This is a genomic window from Sinorhizobium fredii NGR234 (assembly GCF_000018545.1).
GTDB classification, from domain to species: Bacteria; Pseudomonadota; Alphaproteobacteria; order Rhizobiales; family Rhizobiaceae; genus Sinorhizobium; species Sinorhizobium fredii_A.
The window spans coordinates 3421085-3436205 of sequence record NC_012587.1; the positions used below are offsets into that span (position 1 = coordinate 3421085).

The window sequence follows — 15121 nt, forward strand, 5'->3', positions numbered from 1 at the left end:
CTGCGCCGGAGACCTTATGCGGCTGAAAAAGTAGGATTTTTCTACGCTGGCGACTGTTTGCGCAGGGCGCATCGGCGGATGGAACGGGCTGAGGAATGGCAAGGCAGACAGTCACGAAAGGCTGGTTTCCGACGCGGCGGGGCGGCATCGCGGCGCGCGCTGTGGTTGCGCTGTCTTCGTTGAGTCTTCTGTCCGCCTGCCAGTCGATCATCGAGCAGACCTACGAGCCCGCCGTCTCGCCCTCGTCCAATCCGCAGATCGTCGAGGAGGTGCAGAAGAACGATCCGCGCGCCCAGCTCGGCGCGCGCGAGCATCCGCGCATCGTCGCGAGCTACGGCGGCGAGTACAAGGACGCCAGGACGGAACGGCTCGTTGCCCGCATCACCGGCGCGCTGACGGCGGTCTCGGAAAACCCGCAGCAGTCCTACCGCATCACCATCCTGAATTCCCCGGCGATCAACGCCTTTGCGCTGCCGGGCGGCTATCTCTACGTCACGCGCGGCCTGCTGGCGCTGGCCAACGACGCCTCGGAAGTGGCCGCCGTGCTGTCGCACGAAATGGCGCATGTCACCGCCAATCACGGCATCCAGCGCCAACAGCGCGAGGAAGCCGAGGTGATCGCCAGCCGCGTGGTCTCCGAAGTGCTGTCGTCCAACCTTGCCGGCAAGCAGGCGCTCGCCCGCGGCAAGCTGCGACTGGCCGCCTTTTCGCGCAACCAGGAACTGCAGGCCGACGTCATCGGCGTCCGAATGCTCGGCGAAGCCGGCTACGATCCCTATGCCGCCGCACGCTTCCTGGATTCGATGGCTGCCTATAGCCGCTTTACGGCGGTCGATCCCGAAGCGGACCAGAGTCTCGACTTCCTGTCGAGCCACCCGAACGCGCCGCAGCGCGTCGAGCTGGCGCGCCGCCACGCCCGCGCCTTCGGTCCGGAAGGAACGAGCGGCGACCGCGGCCGTGACTATTATCTCGCCGGCATCGACGGGCTGCTCTATGGCGACAGCCCGCAGGAAGGCTATGTCCGCGGGCAGACCTTCCTGCACGGCCAGCTCGGCATACGCTTCGACGTGCCTCAAGGCTTCCAGATCGACAACAAGGCCGAAGCCGTGCTCGCCACGGGCCCGGGTGAAGTCGCCATCCGCTTCGACGGTGTCGCCGACAATGGCCGCCGCAGCCTGACCGACTACATCGCCAGCGGCTGGGTGACCGGCCTGCAGCCGGACACAATTCGGCCGGTTGCCGTCAACGGCCTCGAAGCCGCGACGGCGCGGGCCTCTGCCGATCGCTGGGATTTCGATGTCACCGTCATCCGCATCGGCGAGCGCATCTACCGATTCCTGACCGCCGTTCCGAAGGGTTCGACAGCGCTCGAAGCGACGGCCACCCAGCTGCGCAGTTCCTTCCGCCGCATGTCGCCGACCGAGGTCCAGGCCTTGAAGCCGCTGCGCATCCGCGTGGTCACGGTGCGGCCGGGCGACACCAGCGCCACCCTGGCGGCACGCATGATGGGAACGGACCGCAAGCTTGACCTCTTCCGGCTCATCAACGCGATGCAGGTCACCTCCACCGTCAAGCCGGGCGACAAGGTGAAGATCATCTCCGAATAGACGACCGGGTCCCGGATCGGGCATACCTCGGTCCGTTTTGTCGCGCCACGCGTCTTATCAGACGCGCAACGGTCGTTGTAGCCTTCGAATCGCTGCATTCTTTCCTTGAATCGGCCTTCGATTGGAAGAAGCATGCAACCCGCAGACGCGGCCATTCGACGGGGATCAAGCATGAGATATATTCGCCTTCGGAAGCTTGGAGTTTTCGCAGCCGTCTGCCTTTTCATCGGCCATGGCACAGAGGCGCTCGCCAGCGATAGCCGAGGACATTTCGAAAGCGTCGTTGACGAGGCGATCCGCCCGCTCATGAAGGAATACGACGTCCCCGGCATGGCTGTCGCTGTCACGATCGAGGGGAAAAGATACGTCTTCAACTATGGCGTCGCCTCGAAGGAGAGCGGCCGGAAGGTCGGCGATGAGACGCTTTTCGAGATCGGATCGATCAGCAAGACCTTCACGGCGACGCTCGCAGCCTATGCTGAAGCGCGTGAAACCCTGTCTCTTTCCGACAAGGCCAGCCAGCATCTTCCCGCACTTGTCGGGAGCAGTTTCGACAGGATCAGCCTTCTCGAACTCGCAACCTATACGGCCGGCGGCCTGCCCTTGCAGTTTCCGGCTTCGGTCACCGATCAGGAAACGATGGTCGCCTATTTCAAGGGCTGGCAGCCAGGCTACGCCGCGGGCACCCATCGGCTCTATTCGAACCCCAGCATCGGCCTGTTCGGCTACCTCGCCGCCAAGAGCATGGGGGAGCCGTTCGACGAGCTGATGGAGAAGACGCTGTTCCCGGAACTTGGCCTGACACGGACCCATATCAGCGTTCCCGAAGAACGCATGGGCGACTACGCCCATGGCTACTCGAAAGCCGGCAAACCGGTCCGGGTGAGTCCCGGCGTCCTCGACTCGGAGGCCTATGGCGTGAAGACGACCGCGTCCGATTTGATCGGGTTTGTCGAAGCAAACATGGACGGCGCGGAGTTGGAGGACACGCTCCAACGCGCCATCGCCGCAACGCATACGGGCTACTTCAAGGTCGGCGACATGACGCAGGGGCTCGGCTGGGAGATGTATCCCTATCCGGTCGATCTCAAACAATTGCTGGAGGGAAATTCGCCCGAGGTGAGCTTCAAGCCGAACAGGGTGACAAGACTTGATCCGCCGCTGCCGCCCCGGGACGATGTGCTGATCAATAAGACCGGCTCGACGAGCGGGTTCGGGGCCTACGCCGCTTTTGTTCCGGCCGAGAAGATTGGCGTCGTCATCCTCGCCAACCGGAACTATCCCATCCCGGCCCGCGTAAAGGCCGCCCACCAGATCCTGGCCGAGCTGCAACGCGCCCCGTAATGCGTCGGAAAGGGAGTGGTCGATTCAATGCATGGCGGCGGTCAATGCCGGCGCCCTCGACGCCAGTGCCGTTCTGAGCTTCTCGAGCGCCCGCGTTTCGATCTGCCGAACCCGTTCCTTCGAGATGCCCAGCGCCAGGCCGAGCTCCTCGAGGGTGGCGCCGTCCTCCGACAGGCGGCGCGCCCGTATGATCTTCATCTCCCGCTCGGTGAGCTGCGTCAGGGCGACCTGCAGCCAGCGGCGCGCCCGCTCGCCGTCGATCATGTCGCTCACCTGCTCGTCGGGAAGCGGCGCATCGCTCGGCAGAAAATCGAGGCGCGCACCGCCGTCGGAATCGCCGTGGCCGACCGGCGCCTGCAACGACGCATCGTTGCCGGAAAGGCGGGCATCCATCGTCTGCACATCGGCGAGGCTGACGCCGAGAGCGGCGGCGATTTCCTGATGCATGGCAAGCGATGTAAGCTGCCGGTCGCCCTGGGCGAGCCGCGCCCGCAACCGGCGCAAATTGAAGAACAGCGCCTTTTGGGCCGAACTCGTACCGCCCCGCACGATCGACCAGTTGCGCAGCACGAAGTCCTGCATCGATGCACGGATCCACCACGTCGCATAGGTCGAGAAACGGACCTCGCGGCTCGGCTCGAAACGTGCCGCCGCTTCCAGCAGCCCGATATGACCCTCCTGGACGAGATCGCCCATCGGCAGGCCGAAGCTGCGGAACTTGGCCGCCATGGCGATCACCAGCCGCATATGCGACATGGCGATCTTGTTGCGGGCTTCCTGGTCGTGGTCGTTCCGCCAGGCCTCGGCCAGCGCATGCTCCTCGTCGCGCTCGAGATAGGGGGCATCCATTGCGATCTTGATCAAACGCCTGTCTGCTGTGAGGGTCTTCATCGATCTGCTCCCTGGCTGGCGCTGAACGCCACACTGTTGATCTTGAAGAGCCGAACGCGTGTCGCAGCGATCGGTTGAAGGGCGGCCGGCGCTGCTTGACGAATTCAGGCAGTGCCCTAAATCGAAGAATACGAACCTGAGACGGTGAGGACTCACAGCACCAAGATCGCGCGGGAAAACAGGCGCAAGCCCGCCCCCGTGAACGCGAAACGTGCGCAGGGTCGAAAAGTTCCCTTCGGTGATGACGATTTTAGATTGCATGCCGCGTGCGATGCCACCGGCTCCAGACCTGCTCGCGGCAGGGAACCCGCAACGACAGAAGCATGCAGCAATCCCAAGCGCTCCAGCGACCCTTGGTACGCCTGAGAAGACGCACAGAGCTACACCGCGCAAGGCACGAAAAAAGGCCCGGCGTCAACACCGGGCCTTCTTCAAATGCGGAGCATGGGCCTCGCCCGCGTCGAGCGGGCCGGCAGCCGGCCTTAGGCGGCTTCGTCCTGCGTATCGTCTTCTTCGATGGCCTTGCCGCGCTTCGGCCCCTTGTTCAGATTGGCTTCGACGAGGCGCACGGCTTCCGTTTCCGACATCTTGTTCACGGCAGCGATTTCGCGCGCCATGCGGTCGAGAGCGGCTTCATAGAGCTGGCGCTCGGAATAGGACTGTTCCGGCTGATTTTCGGCACGATAGAGGTCGCGCACCACTTCCGCGATGGAAATGAGATCGCCGGAGTTGATCTTGGCATCGTATTCCTGGGCGCGCCGCGACCACATGGTCCGCTTCACGCGTGCCTTGCCCTGCACAACCTTCAATGCGCGATCGACGAAATCGGTTTCGGACAGTTTGCGCATGCCGATGCTGACGGCCTTGGCCACCGGCACTTTGAGACGCATCTTGTCCTTGTCGAAATCGATGACAAAAAGCTCGAGCTTCATGCCGGCGACTTCCTGCTCCTCAATCGCCACGATCTGACCAACGCCATGAGCCGGATAGACGATCGATTCACCGGTCTTGAAGCCTTGGCGCGTTGAAGATTTTTTCTGCTGGGTCGTCATTCGTTTCAAACACTCCCTAGTGCGCACCGGCCTCAATCGGCCGGGCCGGGTCGTGAGGCCCGGATAGACGGGGATACCGCCGGATGGGGTCAATCCTGGTCCGTCCAACGAAATGCAAATGGCATCCTGCGTCGCAGTCACGAGCAACGGAACGTTGCCTATTTTGAAAGTGCCGCGCCGTGGAAATCGATTTGCTTTCGTGCTGGTTTTCGGGCGCGCAAAGGCACCCTCTGTGGATCAGTGTGTGGAACGTAGCACAAAAAAGAGCGGAAATCAATAATTTGCTGCATGGCAACGATCAAGCCACCATGCTCGCACCTGCGAGGCACCGGCGGGATTTCCCCAGATTTCCAGCCTCGCGCTTTTTCTGTCGTGCGTCAGCCGCCACGAACCGGGCGGCCGAGGCTTCAGTCGCCCTGGCCGGGTTTCTCGGAGAAATACTGCTCGTATTTCCCTTCGACCCCGTCCATCTCCTTGGCCTCCGGCAGAGGGTCCCGCTTGACGGTGATGTTCGGCCACTGGGTCGCAAAATCAGCGTTCAATTTCAACCACATATCGAGACCCGGCTCGGTATCCGGCTTGATCGCGCCGGCAGGACATTCCGGCTCGCACACGCCACAATCGATGCACTCATCCGGATGGATGACGAGGAAATTCTCGCCTTCGTAGAAGCAATCCACCGGGCAGACTTCCACACAGTCCGTGTACTTGCAGCGAATGCAATTGTCGGTCACGACATACGTCATGAGGTACTCCAGCCAAGCTCACATTTGACGGCAGACGGCAAATCGCGGTGATGCTCGATCGGCCGCGCATGCTAGGAATGCCCGGCGCGCATAGCTGCCCGAAGCAAACCACGAACGCCACCTTCTGCATGGTTCCTTAGACAGGGCACCGATTTACGGATGAGACCATGCAGCAGTTCAATTCTTGCAGCGACCTTTGTGCGCCTGAACATGCGCACGGCGCTGCAAACTGGCTTGTGACGTAAAGGCTTTGGGCGGCCTTTGCAAGAATAATCCACGCGCAATTTGCCCCGAAAAGGGCAGAGTTTTCCAGCCTGGCCACGCTATCGGATCGAAGCATCCAAAACCCGGTTTCCGACACCGGACAAGGCCTACTTGTCGTCCTCGAAGCCGGGCTTGAGGCGCTCGGTGTCGCGCCGCTCCCGCTTCGTCGGCCGTCCTGCGCCGCGCTCGCGCGTCGCCTGTTCGAAGCGCGTGAGACGCTCGGCGGGTGCTTCCGGCGTCAGGTCCTCGTAAAGCAGCCGCGCCTCTTCAAAGGGGCCGCGCCGGGTTCCGGGCAGCAGCACCCGTACGACGAGGTCGCGGCGCTCGAGCGAAAGCTCCAGCGTGTCACCCGCCTTGACTGTTGCGGACGACTGCGTCGCCCGCGCTCCGTTGACGGCCACATGGCCCGCCTCGATCGCCTTCTGGGCGAGCGAACGCGACTTGATCAGCCGGGCGAAGAACAGCCACTTGTCGAGCCGCTGGCGTGCCGCGGGCGGGGACGGTGGCTGTTTCTCCATGGTCCGCCTACTTCTTCAGTTGCTCCTTGAGCGCGGCGAGCTTCGCGAAGGGCGAATCCGGATCGATCGGCTTCTCCTTGCGCGGCGGGCGATTGTCGAACTTGACGGCCCGGTCGTGGCGCTCGTGTCGGTCCTGACGCTCCTTGCGCTGGCCGCCCGGCTTGCCATCCTGAGGCTTGGCGCGCCCCGGGGCACCGCCCTTGCGGCCGCCCTCCCGGGCTTCCCCCTGGCCGTGCCGCTGACCGCCACGGCGCTGGTCGCCCTGCTGATGGCGTCCGCCGCGCTGGTTGTCCTGGCGGGTGCCGGGACGCCACAGGAGCACCGGCTTCGGCTCGGCTGGCTCTTCCGGCTGCGCGGCTGCGGGAGCTTCCTCGCCGCCAGCCTCAGCCGGCGCCGCTTCCGTCGGAGCAGCTTCTGCCAGTTCGGCTTGTGTCGACGCCGTTTCCGCCGGTGCCGCATCCGCATCGGATGGCTCCGCTGCGTCATCTGCATCCGCCTCGACGTGCTCGGTCGCCGCTTCCGGCGCTGCGCTCGCCTCTGCCGGCGTGCCGTCCTGCTTCGCAAGGAAGGCTGCCGCCTCCTCCGCGGTCACGCTGTCGGCGCGATAGCCGAGACCCTTCAGGATCTCCTCCATATCATCCGGCGTCGCGCCGAGGATCGACAGCATCGACGTCGTCGCCGTGAAGCGACGGCCGTCATAGGCACCCTCGGGCCGCTGCGTCGTGCCGGGCTTCCATTGGAGGAGCGGGCGGATCAGGTCCGCGAGACGCTCCAGGATGTCGATCCTGACCGCCCGCTTGCCGAGATAGCGAAATCCGGCGAGCTTGTAGAAGGTCCGCTCGAAGGACGGGTCGGTGACGACCGAAGTCCGGCCGGCGGCAAGAATCGGGATCAGTTCGCCGTAGCCGGGCTTGTCCAGGCCGTCGTTCTTCAGCGCCCAGAGAAGCGTGATCAGTTCGGCCGGGGCCGGCTTCAGGAGGGCCGGCAGGAAGATGTGGTAGGCGCCGAAACGAACGCCATACTTGCGGATCGACGCCCGGCTTTCCTGGTCGAGCGACTTCACCTCTTCGGCGACGTCGCGCCGGAAGAGCACGCCGAGATTCTCGACGATCTGGAAGGCCAGCCCCTTGGCCAGCCCCTCAAGATCCTCGGCGCGCGAAATATCGTCGAGCGGCTTCAGCACCGTGCTGATGTGATGGTTCACGTAGCGCTCGATCCGCGCCACGACATGGTCGCGGGCATTGGCCGTGAGCTGCTCGTCGGCAAGCAGGATGACGCGGGGCCGCATGACGTGGTCGCTGGCCGCAAGCCGCGCCACCGGATCGCCGAGCCAGCGCACGAGACCGTCCGACGAAAGCGCCAGGTCGTTGTTGCCGGCCGCATGCAGACGGGCGGCGCGCGCCTCGAATTCCAGCGCAAGCGCCTTCTGGGCAGCGCCCTGAACGGCCTTTGCGTCCGTTCCCTCGCTGCCGGCGACAAGCGTGAACCGGAAACCGGTTAGCTGACCCACGTGGTGCCCTTCGACGAAGACATCACCATTCACACTGATTTCTGCTTCCAGCATCGCATTCTCTCTCAGGCGCTTCATGAGCACAGATGTCCTGCGGTCAACGAAGCGTTTCGTCAACCTTTCATGTAACGCGTCGGACAATCGATCTTCGATTTCCCGCGTCTTTTCTTGCCAGTGTGTCGGATCGGCAAGCCACCCGGGCCGGTTGGACACATAGGTCCAGGTCCTGATCTGCGCGATTCGCGCCGAAAGTGTGTCAATCTCGCCATCCGTATGGTCGGCGCGGCGGACCTGCTCGGCCATGAAGTCCTCGTTGACAGTGCCATGGCGAACGAGATCGGCATAGATGCTCGCAATCAGGTCGGCGTGCTGCGCCGGCGCGATGCGACGGTAGTCGGGCAGCGCGCAGGCTTCCCAGAGCTTCTCGACGCGTTCCGAAGTCGTGGCCACGTCCACGACCTCCGGATATCGGGCCAGGTGCTCCAGTGCCTGCTGGTCGACGGCCGGAAGGGCGCGCGTCAGGCCGGACACCGCCGGTGCCGCCTCGAGGCTGTGCTTCAGCGCCTTCAGGGAGGAATAGTCGACCGCCTTGGAGCGCCATTGCAACACCCGGACCGGATCGAACTCATGCGACTCGATCCGCTGCACCAATTCGTCCTCGAAGGGATCGACGCGACCGGTGACGCCGAATGTGCCGTCACGGACATGACGGCCGGCGCGGCCGGCGACCTGGGCAAGCTCAGCCGGATTGAGATTGCGGTACTGGTAGCCGTCGAACTTGCGGTCCTGCGCGAAGGCGACGTGATCGACGTCGAGGTTGAGCCCCATGCCGATCGCGTCGGTCGCCACCAGATAGTCGACGTCGCCTTCCTGGTAGAGCGCCACCTGGGCATTGCGGGTGCGCGGCGAGAGAGCGCCGAGCACCACCGCGGCGCCGCCGCGCTGCCGCCGGATCAGCTCGGCGATGGCATAGACCTCGTCGGCCGAGAAGGCGACGATCGCCGAGCGATGCGGCAGCCGGGTGATCTTCTTCGAGCCCGCATAGAGAAGCTGCGACATGCGCGGCCGTTCGACCACCGTTATACCGGGCAAGAGGTGCTCGAGGATCGGCCGCATGGTCGCGGCACCAAGCAGCAGCGTCTCTCCCCTGCCGCGCAGATGCAGGAGCCTGTCGGTGAAGATATGGCCGCGCTCCAGATCGCCGGCGAGCTGCACCTCGTCGATCGCCACGAAGGAAGCCGTCGTCTCGCGCGGCATCGCTTCCACCGTGCAGACCGAGTAGCGGGCCCGATGCGGGGCGATTTTCTCCTCGCCGGTGATCAGCGCGACGTTGTGGTGTCCGACCTTCTCGACGAGACGCGTATAGACCTCGCGGGCAAGCAATCGAAGCGGCAGCCCGATGACGCCGCTGTCATGCGCGACCATGCGCTCGATGGCGTAATGCGTCTTGCCGGTATTGGTGGGTCCGAGCACCGCGGTCACGCCGCGGCCGCTCAGGATCATGGATTGGAAGGACAAGGTCATCGATCCCGGGCAGTCTCTACAGCGCCGCGCGTCTTTCAGACGCACAAAGGTCGCTGAAGCACTTCTGATTGCTGCATGTTCTATCCTTAAATCGGCGCCGATTTAAGGATGGAACATGCGATAGGAGCCAAGCGCTGACGCACTCCGGCGGGCAACAGATGCCCACCCGGAGGCCCGAGCGCAAGGGGGCGCGAGCAATTAAAAGCATCAGGCTGCCGCCGGCCATATCTTGGGGCTCTTTTCATCTGCAAAAATTGACACGTGGAACAGTGGTGGAACGAATCGGAGACGAATCGCTGACTCGCGCCGATTCACTGTATGTTCACGACTATATATAGATTTCAACGACTGGACTCGCACCATATGCTGAATCTTCCGTCGCCCCAGGCGTCGCACCATGAACGAGGCGGCACATTAGGGCCGCCGACGACGGAATCAGCTCAAAGGATTCCGAATCCAAGAGTCTGGAATAGCTGGAAAATTTTGACCAAGATTCGTTTTTCGGCACTCCGATTCCGGGAATACGAATCGCCACATCGCAGGCGCGGCCGAGTTGAGGCGACTCCGCTCGGACTCGCGGAGTGCGTAGTCCCTGCCTCTGCCCGCTACAACATATAGTGGTCACGTGCTTCGTTGATGCAGGGATTTCGACGGCGCAAAAATGAAAAGCGGCGCCCCGAAGAGCGCCGCGCAACAACCGACGATCGAAAATGTCAGGCGAAATACTGCCCGCCATTCGCCGAGATCGTCGAACCGGTGATGAAGCCGGATTCATCCGAGGCCAGGAACACGACGCAGCGGGCGATTTCCTCCGGCTCGCCGAGGCGGCCGACGGGGATCTGCGGGATGATCCTTTCGTTCAAGACCTTTTCCGGCACCGCCCGCACCATCTCCGTGCCGATATAGCCGGGGCATATCGCATTGACGGTGACGCCCTTTGCCGCGCCTTCCTGGGCCAGCGCCTTGGTGAAGCCGAGATCGCCGGCCTTGGCGGCCGAATAGTTCGCCTGGCCCATCTGGCCCTTCTGGCCGTTGATCGACGAGATGTTGATGACGCGGCCGAAGCCGCGGTCGCGCATGCCCGACCAGACCGGATGCGTCATGTTGAAGAGGCCGGTGAGGTTGGTGTTGATGACCTCGCCCCACTGTTCCGGCGTCATCTTGTGGAACATCGCATCACGGGTGATGCCGGCATTGTTGACGAGAATGTCGACCGGCCCGAGATCCGCCTCGACCTTGGCGATGCCGTCGACGCAGGCCTGATAGCTGGAGACATCCCATTTGTAGACCGGGATGCCGGTTTCCTGCTTGAAGGCCTGAGCCTTCTCGTCATTGCCGGCATAGTTCGCGGCCACCTTGTAGCCGGCCGCCTTCAGCGCGACGGAAATTGCAGCGCCGATACCGCGGGACCCACCCGTAACCAATGCTACCCTGCTCATGTTCGCCTCCCATTGGGTTAAGTCTGCCAAAACTGTCCTTCCACGGCCCGGAGGTCCGGGCCGTGCTCTCGTTTGATAGGGCGGGTAGCCCTTGCATGCCGCTGGCCGGTTACAGGCGCTCGACGCACATGGCGACGCCCATGCCGCCGCCGATGCACAAGGTTGCAAGGCCCTTGGAAACGCCGCGCCGCTTCATCTCGAAGAGCAGCGTGTTGAGGACGCGGGCACCGGAAGCGCCGATCGGATGGCCGATGGCGATCGCGCCGCCGTTGACGTTGACGATCGACGGATCCCAGCCGAGATCCTTGTTGACCGCGCAGGCCTGCGCCGCGAAGGCTTCGTTGGCCTCGACGAGTTCGACGTCGCCGATCGGCCAGCCGGCCTTCTCGAGCGCCTTGCGGGAGGCGGGAATCGGGCCGGTGCCCATGATCTGCGGGTCGACGCCGGCCGTCGCCCAGGAGACGATGCGGGCGAGCGGCTGGATGCCGCGTTTGGCAGCCTCGGCCTCGGTCATCAGCAGCGTCGCGGCGGCGCCGTCATTGAGCCCGGAGGCATTGCCGGCGGTCACCGTTCCTTCCTTGTCGAAGGCCGGCCTGAGCTTGGCAATCGACTCGAGCGTGGCGCCGTGGCGGATATATTCGTCCTGATCGACGGTGACGTCGCCCTTGCGCGTCTTGACGATGAAGGGGACGATCTCGTCGGCGAAGCGGCCGGCCTTCTGCGCCGCCTCGGCCTTGTTCTGCGAGCGGAGCGCGAATTCGTCCTGCTCCTCGCGGGTCAGCTGCCACTTGCGCGCCACGTTCTCGGCGGTGGTGCCCATGTGGTAGCCGTAGAAGGCGTCGGTCAGGCCGTCCTTGATCATCGTGTCGATCATCTTGTAGTCGCCCATCTTCACGCCGCCGCGCAGATGGGCGCAATGCGGCGCCATCGACATCGACTCCATGCCGCCGGCGACGATGATGCTCGCATCGCCGGTGGCGATCTGCTGCATGCCGAGGGCGACGGCGCGCAAGCCCGAGCCGCAGAGCTGGTTCATGCCCCAGGCGGTCTTTTCCTGCGGGACGCCGGCCTTGATCGCCGCCTGGCGGGCCGGGTTCTGCCCTTCGCCGGCCGGAAGCACCTGGCCGAGGATCACCTCGTCGACCTCTGCCGCATCGACACCGGCCCGTTCGAGGACCGCCTTGATGACCGTTGCACCCAGTTCATGAGCGGGAGTGTTGCCGAAGGCGCCGTTGAAGGACCCGACTGCGGTGCGAGCGGCGCTGGCGATCACGATGGAGGGATTGCTCATGGGACGTTTCCTCTTGTTTCCTTTGCCTGGAGAAGCAGACTGGCAAAGCCAAGAGCGCAAGTCAAACGCCTTTGATGCCCTGCAACAAAAGCTTCACGGGCGCGCCGTTCATCACGTTTTGCACCTGCGTCGCCGCAACGCACAAAGAGATTGTCAGCGGTGCTCTTTTGCGGATACTCTTAAAAAACACAATAAAGACGGGACGATGGGTAAGAGGAGACCCTGATGGCGAAGAATGAAGGCCAGATCGTTATCAAAAAATACGCTAACCGGCGGCTCTACAATACCGGCACGAGCACCTATGTGACCCTCGACGATCTGGCCGTGATGGTGAAGAGGGGCGAGGACTTCATCGTGCAGGATGCCAAGTCGGGCGAAGACATCACGCATTCGGTCCTGACGCAGATCATCTTCGAACAGGAATCAAAAACCGGCAACACGCTCCTGCCGATTTCCTTCCTGCGCCAGCTCATCTCCTTCTACGGCGACCAGATGCAGATGGTCGTGCCGAGCTATCTTGAACATTCGATGCAGGCCTTCACCGAGCAGCAGTCGCAGATGCGCGAACAGATCAACAAGGCCTTCGGCGACTCGCCGCTCGGCAAGAACCTGCAGGTGCCCTTGCAACTGGTCGAGGAGCAGGTCCGGCGCAACACCGAAATGTTTCATCAGGCCATGCAGATGTTCTCGCCCTTCATGGCCGCTCCTCCGGCCAAGGAGACCAAGAAGGCGGAGGCGAAGGACATCGACGAGCTCAAGGAGCAGCTGCGCGCCTTGCAGACGAAGCTCGACAATTTGGGCTGAGAGTCCCGGCGAATCTCGTGATCGCGATCTTACGGCAAATGCCCCTCTCCTCGGGTTTAACCCGAGGACTAGCCCTCTCCCCGCAAGCGGGGAGAGGGGACTTGCGCGGCCGCCACGATTCCCCTTCGCCCCGCTAGCGGGGAGAAGGTGGCCGGCAGGCCGGATGAGGGGCAGTCGCTCACGCCAGCAGCCGTAATCCTATCACTCCAATAAAAAAGGGCCGGCAGAGCCGACCCTTCTCATTTCCTCCGCACACGAAGAGCGCTTATGCGCTTTCCTTCGGCGTCAGGACCTGACGGCCGCGGTACATGCCGGTCTTCAGGTCGATGTGGTGCGGGCGGCGCAGTTCGCCGGAGTTCTTGTCTTCGACGTAGGTCGGAGCCTTGAGGGCGTCAGCGGAACGGCGCATGCCACGCTTGGACGGGCTCGTTTTTCTTTTGGGTACAGCCATTTCATTCTCCACTTATCGGGCAAAACACTGTTCAGCAGCCGAAAATGGCCGGGTCAAACAGATGTCGATCTCGGAATTTCGCGCGCTTATACATGCCCGACCACGGTTTGACCAGTCCCTGCGCGCAAATTTTCGAATCGGCCAGCAGGCGCAACCGCCGGCACTCCTTGAGAACCTCAGGCCTCGTCCTCCGGCACGATCCACGGTTCCGCCCTTGCGGCTTCCTCCCATTTGCGGAAGGCCGGATGCGCCTTGACCGCCTCCATATAGGCGAGCGTCCCCGGATCGGTCGTCAATTCGTAGACCTCCAGGCGGTTGACGACCGGGGCGAACATCGCGTCGGCGGCGGTGAAGCGGCCGAAGAGGAACGGTCCGCCGGAGCGGGCGATCGCCTCGCGCCAGATCGTTTCGATCCGCGCGACATCGTCCATCACGCCGTCGGGAAGGGCAATCGCCTTCACCGGCCGGCGGATGTTCATCGGGCAGGCGCCGCGCAGCGCCCGGAAGCCGGCAAGCATCTCCATCGAATAGCTGCGCGCCCGGGCCCGGTCCTCGCGGTTCTCGGGCCAGATACCGGCATCCGGAAAAAGCTCCGCGACATATTCGATGATGGCCAGCGATTCCCAGACGCGGATTTCTCCGTGGTGGAGCACCGGCACGCGACCCGTCGGCGAAATCTCGCGAAAACGCGGATTGCCCGCCGGAAAGTCGAAGGGGATGACGACGTCTTCGAACGGGATGCCGCAGCCTTCGAGCGCCAGCCATGGCCTAAGCGACCAGGACGAATAATTCTTGTTGCCGACATAAAGAACGAGCTTGGCCATAGATCCCCCATTGCGCTGATTGGCCAGAGGATTGCCACATCACCGGCGACAACACCAATGAATTGCCTTCATCTCAATCATAAAGACATGTGATGTAGCCGCCGGACCGGCTGGCGCGGCGCTCGATCACCGAGGCAAGGCGCCTGAGGCCCCGCCCCGGCTTGCCGGCATTGCGATCGATCGGGTTGGGGAGCGCCACGGCAAGCAGCGCGGCCTGGCGGCGCGAGAGCTTCGCGGCGGAAACCCCGAAATGATGCCGCGCGGCGGCCTCGATGCCGTAGATGCCGTCGCCCCACTCGGCGACGTTCAGGTAGATTTCCATCATCCGCCGCTTGCTCCAGACGAGATCGGCGACGACGGCAAGCGGCAGTTCCATGCCCTTGCGAATGAAGGAGCGCCCGTTCCAGAGATAGAGGTTCTTGACCGTCTGCATCGGGATGGTGCTTGCGCCGCGCGTCTGTTCGCCGTCCAGGGCGTCCTCGACGACGCCGCGCATCTGGCCCCAATCGACTCCGTTATGAGCGCAGAACTGGCCGTCCTCGGACATCATCACCGACTGGACGAGGACCGGGGCGATGTCGTCGAACTCCACCCATTGCCGGTCGTAGCCGCGCAGCAGCACGAGGTCGCGCAGCATCAATGTCGAGACCGGATGGATGAAGCCGGTGAGATAGACGAAGATCAGCAGATAGGGGAGCAGGAGAATGGAAAGCGCCGCGAGAATGAAACGCCGGCGCCGTGTTCGCCAGGTGCGGCGCAGCGCGGACCAGCGGCCGGCGGGCAACTCGCCCTCCTCACGTTCGTGCGGAACGATGTCCACGGCCTGACTGTCCACCCCTCTGTCCATGCCCCCACT

14 protein-coding genes are annotated in these 15121 nt (G+C 63.4%); 4 read left to right on the top strand and 10 right to left on the bottom strand.

Annotation, left to right across the window (positions count from 1 at the left end):
- The first annotated feature begins 95 nt into the window (after nucleotides 1–95).
- Together NGR_RS27435 and ampC are read left to right on the top strand one after the other, a co-directional pair.
- On the top strand, nucleotides 96–1607 hold the full coding sequence (locus tag NGR_RS27435) for a M48 family metalloprotease (protein WP_012709743.1): 1512 nt from the start codon (nucleotides 96–98) through the stop codon (nucleotides 1605–1607).
- Nucleotides 1608–1778: 171 nt separating this feature from the next.
- A complete protein-coding gene (ampC, locus tag NGR_RS27440; protein WP_012709744.1) occupies nucleotides 1779–2951 on the top strand; it encodes a class C beta-lactamase in 1173 nt (390 codons plus the stop codon).
- A 24-nt stretch (nucleotides 2952–2975) separates the two neighbouring features.
- Here the strand turns inward: ampC and NGR_RS27445 are convergent, their stop codons facing one another.
- From NGR_RS27445 to NGR_RS27475, 7 genes are all read right to left on the bottom strand, one after another.
- Nucleotides 2976–3842 carry an RNA polymerase factor sigma-32 gene (locus tag NGR_RS27445; RefSeq protein WP_012709745.1) on the bottom strand — a complete coding sequence of 289 codons (867 nt, stop codon included), beginning with the start codon at nucleotides 3840–3842 and terminating at the stop codon, nucleotides 2976–2978.
- A gap of 482 nt (nucleotides 3843–4324) precedes the next feature.
- Nucleotides 4325–4894, bottom strand: a complete 570-nt coding sequence (locus NGR_RS27450; protein ID WP_012709746.1) for a CarD family transcriptional regulator — start codon at nucleotides 4892–4894, stop codon at nucleotides 4325–4327.
- Nucleotides 4895–5301: 407 nt separating this feature from the next.
- Nucleotides 5302–5640, bottom strand: a complete 339-nt coding sequence (gene fdxA / locus NGR_RS27455; RefSeq protein WP_012709747.1) for a ferredoxin FdxA — start codon at nucleotides 5638–5640, stop codon at nucleotides 5302–5304.
- Between the two features lie 371 nt (nucleotides 5641–6011).
- Nucleotides 6012–6422 carry an RNA-binding S4 domain-containing protein gene (locus NGR_RS27460; RefSeq protein ID WP_012709748.1) on the bottom strand — a complete coding sequence of 137 codons (411 nt, stop codon included), beginning with the start codon at nucleotides 6420–6422 and terminating at the stop codon, nucleotides 6012–6014.
- A gap of 7 nt (nucleotides 6423–6429) precedes the next feature.
- Nucleotides 6430–9435, bottom strand: coding sequence for a helicase-related protein (locus tag NGR_RS27465; RefSeq protein WP_164924687.1), 3006 nt, complete (start codon nucleotides 9433–9435; stop codon nucleotides 6430–6432).
- A gap of 734 nt (nucleotides 9436–10169) precedes the next feature.
- Nucleotides 10170–10895: a beta-ketoacyl-ACP reductase gene (locus NGR_RS27470; RefSeq protein WP_012709750.1), complete on the bottom strand. Its 726-nt coding sequence runs from the start codon at nucleotides 10893–10895 to the stop codon at nucleotides 10170–10172.
- Between the two features lie 109 nt (nucleotides 10896–11004).
- A complete protein-coding gene (locus tag NGR_RS27475) occupies nucleotides 11005–12186 on the bottom strand; it encodes an acetyl-CoA C-acetyltransferase (RefSeq protein WP_012709751.1) in 1182 nt (393 codons plus the stop codon).
- Here NGR_RS27475 and NGR_RS27480 point away from each other — a divergent pair.
- On the top strand, nucleotides 12185–12412 hold the full coding sequence (locus tag NGR_RS27480; protein WP_164924529.1) for a hypothetical protein: 228 nt from the start codon (nucleotides 12185–12187) through the stop codon (nucleotides 12410–12412). The genes NGR_RS27475 and NGR_RS27480 overlap by 2 nt on opposite strands.
- A complete protein-coding gene (gene phaR, locus NGR_RS27485; protein ID WP_012709752.1) occupies nucleotides 12412–12990 on the top strand; it encodes a polyhydroxyalkanoate synthesis repressor PhaR in 579 nt (192 codons plus the stop codon). The genes NGR_RS27480 and phaR overlap by 1 nt, the downstream gene beginning before the upstream one ends.
- A 265-nt stretch (nucleotides 12991–13255) precedes the next feature.
- Here phaR and rpmF read toward each other — a convergent pair whose 3' ends face one another.
- The 3 genes from rpmF to mtgA all read right to left on the bottom strand — a co-directional run bounded on the left by rpmF (nucleotide 13256) and on the right by mtgA (nucleotide 15112).
- A complete protein-coding gene (gene rpmF / locus NGR_RS27490; protein ID WP_003543812.1) occupies nucleotides 13256–13441 on the bottom strand; it encodes a 50S ribosomal protein L32 in 186 nt (61 codons plus the stop codon).
- Between the two features lie 176 nt (nucleotides 13442–13617).
- On the bottom strand, nucleotides 13618–14265 hold the full coding sequence (locus NGR_RS27495) for a glutathione S-transferase family protein (RefSeq protein ID WP_012709753.1): 648 nt from the start codon (nucleotides 14263–14265) through the stop codon (nucleotides 13618–13620).
- A 73-nt stretch (nucleotides 14266–14338) separates the two neighbouring features.
- Nucleotides 14339–15112, bottom strand: coding sequence for a monofunctional biosynthetic peptidoglycan transglycosylase (mtgA, locus tag NGR_RS27500; protein WP_164924530.1), 774 nt, complete (start codon nucleotides 15110–15112; stop codon nucleotides 14339–14341).
- Between the last annotated feature and the right edge of the window lie 9 nt (nucleotides 15113–15121).

What these genes read in the sequence shown, in the direction of transcription:
- NGR_RS27475 (WP_012709751.1), bottom strand. Translation starts at nt 12,186, where the DNA reads ATGAGCAATCCCTCCATCGTGATCGCCAGCGCCGCTCGCACCGCAGTC.
- NGR_RS27435 (WP_012709743.1), top strand. Translation starts at nt 96, where the DNA reads ATGGCAAGGCAGACAGTCACGAAAGGCTGGTTTCCGACGCGGCGGGGC.
- NGR_RS27470 (WP_012709750.1), bottom strand. Translation starts at nt 10,895, where the DNA reads ATGAGCAGGGTAGCATTGGTTACGGGTGGGTCCCGCGGTATCGGCGCT.
- ampC (WP_012709744.1), top strand. Translation starts at nt 1,779, where the DNA reads ATGAGATATATTCGCCTTCGGAAGCTTGGAGTTTTCGCAGCCGTCTGC.
- NGR_RS27480 (WP_164924529.1), top strand. Translation starts at nt 12,185, where the DNA reads ATGGGACGTTTCCTCTTGTTTCCTTTGCCTGGAGAAGCAGACTGGCAA.
- rpmF (WP_003543812.1), bottom strand. Translation starts at nt 13,441, where the DNA reads ATGGCTGTACCCAAAAGAAAAACGAGCCCGTCCAAGCGTGGCATGCGC.
- phaR (WP_012709752.1), top strand. Translation starts at nt 12,412, where the DNA reads ATGGCGAAGAATGAAGGCCAGATCGTTATCAAAAAATACGCTAACCGG.
- fdxA (WP_012709747.1), bottom strand. Translation starts at nt 5,640, where the DNA reads ATGACGTATGTCGTGACCGACAATTGCATTCGCTGCAAGTACACGGAC.
- NGR_RS27495 (WP_012709753.1), bottom strand. Translation starts at nt 14,265, where the DNA reads ATGGCCAAGCTCGTTCTTTATGTCGGCAACAAGAATTATTCGTCCTGG.
- NGR_RS27445 (WP_012709745.1), bottom strand. Translation starts at nt 3,842, where the DNA reads ATGAAGACCCTCACAGCAGACAGGCGTTTGATCAAGATCGCAATGGAT.
- NGR_RS27465 (WP_164924687.1), bottom strand. Translation starts at nt 9,435, where the DNA reads ATGATCCTGAGCGGCCGCGGCGTGACCGCGGTGCTCGGACCCACCAAT.
- NGR_RS27460 (WP_012709748.1), bottom strand. Translation starts at nt 6,422, where the DNA reads ATGGAGAAACAGCCACCGTCCCCGCCCGCGGCACGCCAGCGGCTCGAC.
- mtgA (WP_164924530.1), bottom strand. Translation starts at nt 15,112, where the DNA reads ATGGACAGAGGGGTGGACAGTCAGGCCGTGGACATCGTTCCGCACGAA.
- NGR_RS27450 (WP_012709746.1), bottom strand. Translation starts at nt 4,894, where the DNA reads ATGACGACCCAGCAGAAAAAATCTTCAACGCGCCAAGGCTTCAAGACC.